Below are 2,398 nucleotides of genomic sequence, written 5' to 3'. Positions count from 1 at the left end.
TAACCTCTTCAAAGACACTTTAACAGGTGATACAACTAATGCCAAAACACGATACGGTGGAGGCGTAACTTCTGATGGAGTGCCTGCTGGATATAGCCTTACAAAGGCAATCAACACTTCTAACTATACTTCTGCAACTTATCCTTGGGGACAATGTACGTGGTTTGTCTATAATCGAGCCAAAGAGGTAGGCGTTAACTTTGACCCTTATATGGGCAATGGTGGGGATTGGAAGCAGAAAGCAGGCTACCAAACCACACATACACCAACTGAACATAGTGCTCTTAGCTTCTCTCCTGAGCAAGCTGGCGCAGACCCAACTTATGGGCATATTGCATTTGTGGAGCAGGTCAAATCAGATGGTTCTATTCTCATTTCAGAAGCAAACGCTAAAGGACTTGGAGTTGTTTCTTATCGTACATTTGATAAAGCAACAGCGAGCCAATTTACATATGTGATTGGAAAGTAAAAATAGAAAAGGAAAATGAAAAATGGAAAAACAACTTATTACAAAAAATGACCTTATGAAGCAGGGCTTAAAAGAAGGAACAGCAAGGAAAGTAATTCATGAAGCTAAAATATTACTTGTAAATCAAGGTTTTCATTTCTATAGCAATAAACGTTTAGGAGCTGTTCCTATTAGTACTGTGGAAGAAATTTTGCATGTAAAGTTTTAAGAAGGAGATTTTATGTATATTCCCCAATTTAATCCGCGAGTTAGGAAAAATAAAAAAACAGGACTATTTTTATTTGAAATAAGAGATAACGAAGGAAAAACAGTTGAACATCAATCAGGATTTAAAACAAAGAGAGAAGCCGAAAACGCTGCTCTAGAAGTTCAGCAAAAACTAAGACAAGGGTATACTTTAGACAGGTATACCTCTCTTTATGACTGGTATCAGACTTGGTATGACTTGAAAATTAGACCTAAGAAGAAGTTATCAAAAGTTACAAAGAAAAATTACCAGACTTATGGAAAAACAATAAAAAAATTGTTTGGAGATAGAGCAATAGTTGATATAAAATCGATAGAATATCAAAGAATTATGAATATCTATGGAGAGACTGTGGGATATGATTACTTAAGTAGAATCAATTCAACAATTAGGAAAACTATACAATTAGCTCAATCAGATAAAATAGTTCTTGATGATTTTACAAGTAACGTAGAACTCTTTGCAGGAAAGGAAGCTCAAAAAAACGAGGAAAAATATATTCATAGTGTTGAGGATTATCATAGACTAGTAAACTATCTGGAAAAAAAATTAGACTATGAGACAACAGTTATATATCATGTTCTATATATCGTAGCTAAAACAGGCATGAGGTATGGAGAAGCAATTGGTATAACTGATGATGATACAAAGTTAGAAGACCATTATTTATACACACATAGAAGATATAACACTACAACATGGGGGTGGACAAAAGCAAAAAATGATACCTCCATACGAGCAGTACCAATAGATAACAAAACTATTGAGATTATAACGGAGTTAAGAAAAGAACAAATTCATGTCAATGCAATTCTAGAGCGAACAAATAAAGAGAAGTTTCTCTTTTTCCATTATGGATTAGAGCATGATATACCATCTGTTGCCACAGCAAATAAAGCCCTTAAAAATATTTTAAATGAACTAAATATTCAGCCAGTGATAACCACAAAAGGGTTACGTCATACCTACGGCTCATATCTATTACACAATAATGTTGACATGGGAGTAGTTGCAAAAATACTAGGTCACAAAAATATCCAAATGTTGATAAAGGTATATGGTCATACTATGACAGAAAGAATTGATAAAGAGTTCAAAGAGGTAGAATCTATCATGGATAGACTATAATTGGGGTACAATTTGGGGTACGATAAAGAAAAACATCAAAAAAAGCCCAGTAGAATAAGATTTCTACTGGGCTAGTACTATACCGGCGGCCGGGGTCGAACCGGCACGTCCTTGCGGACACTGGATTTTGAGTCCAGCGCGTCTGCCAATTCCGCCACGCCGGCAAAGTTAAACTGGGGTAGCTGGATTCGAACCAACGCATGAGGGAGTCAAAGTCCCTTGCCTTACCGCTTGGCTATACCCCAATAATATAAAATAGGCGAGTGATGGGGATCGAACCCACGCATGCCAGAGCCACAATCTGGTGTGTTAACCACTTCACCACACCCGCCATATTCACAATAAACACGGGCAGTAGGAATTGAACCCACACTGAAGGTTTTGGAGACCTTAGTTCTACCTTTAAACTATGCCCGTAAAGGTATGGAAGGGGAGGGATTCGAACCCCCGAACCCGAAGGAGCGGATTTACAGTCCGCCGCGTTTAGCCTCTTCGCTACCCTTCCTGATATTAAACTAATATGGCGCGAGACGGAATCGAACCGCCGACACATG

3 protein-coding genes and 5 tRNA genes are annotated in these 2,398 nt (G+C 37.9%); 3 read left to right on the top strand and 5 right to left on the bottom strand.

Going from position 1 to position 2,398, the window contains the following annotated elements; genetic code table 11:
• The 3 genes from HMPREF3249_RS07830 to HMPREF3249_RS07820 all read left to right on the top strand — a co-directional run.
• Positions 1-469: CHAP domain-containing protein (locus HMPREF3249_RS07830; protein ID WP_142350235.1), on the top strand; the 469-nt coding region annotated here is incomplete at its 5' end.
• A gap of 22 nt (positions 470-491) precedes the next feature.
• A complete protein-coding gene (locus HMPREF3249_RS07825) occupies positions 492-677 on the top strand; it encodes a DUF3173 domain-containing protein (RefSeq protein ID WP_059221306.1) in 186 nt (61 codons plus the stop codon).
• Positions 678-689: 12 nt separating this feature from the next.
• Entirely contained in the window at positions 690-1,844 is a 1,155-nt protein-coding gene (locus HMPREF3249_RS07820; RefSeq protein WP_059221307.1) for a tyrosine-type recombinase/integrase, read from the top strand.
• 80 nt (positions 1,845-1,924) lie between these two features.
• On the opposite strand, the gene HMPREF3249_RS07815 is transcribed toward HMPREF3249_RS07820, so the two are convergent.
• The 5 genes from HMPREF3249_RS07815 to HMPREF3249_RS07795 form a co-directional block, all read right to left on the bottom strand.
• Positions 1,925-2,008 (bottom strand) — tRNA-Leu (locus HMPREF3249_RS07815).
• A 9-nt stretch (positions 2,009-2,017) separates the two neighbouring features.
• Positions 2,018-2,089 (bottom strand) — tRNA-Gln (locus HMPREF3249_RS07810).
• 13 nt (positions 2,090-2,102) lie between these two features.
• Positions 2,103-2,175 (bottom strand) — tRNA-His (locus tag HMPREF3249_RS07805).
• A 15-nt stretch (positions 2,176-2,190) separates the two neighbouring features.
• A tRNA-Trp gene (locus HMPREF3249_RS07800) sits at positions 2,191-2,261 on the bottom strand.
• Positions 2,262-2,268: 7 nt separating this feature from the next.
• Positions 2,269-2,349 (bottom strand) — tRNA-Tyr (locus HMPREF3249_RS07795).
• Positions 2,350-2,398 lie beyond the last annotated feature (49 nt).

Origin of the sequence: Streptococcus sp. HMSC36C04 (assembly GCF_001839535.1) — a bacterium.
Taxonomy (GTDB): domain Bacteria; phylum Bacillota; class Bacilli; order Lactobacillales; family Streptococcaceae; genus Streptococcus; species Streptococcus hominis.
Note: the sequence above shows the minus strand (reverse complement) of the source record. Positions and strands in the feature narration are given on the sequence as shown.

Coding starts and splice junctions, on each gene's coding strand:
- HMPREF3249_RS07825 (WP_059221306.1), top strand. CDS start 492: ATGGAAAAACAACTTATTACAAAAAATGACCTTATGAAGCAGGGCTTA.
- HMPREF3249_RS07820 (WP_059221307.1), top strand. CDS start 690: ATGTATATTCCCCAATTTAATCCGCGAGTTAGGAAAAATAAAAAAACA.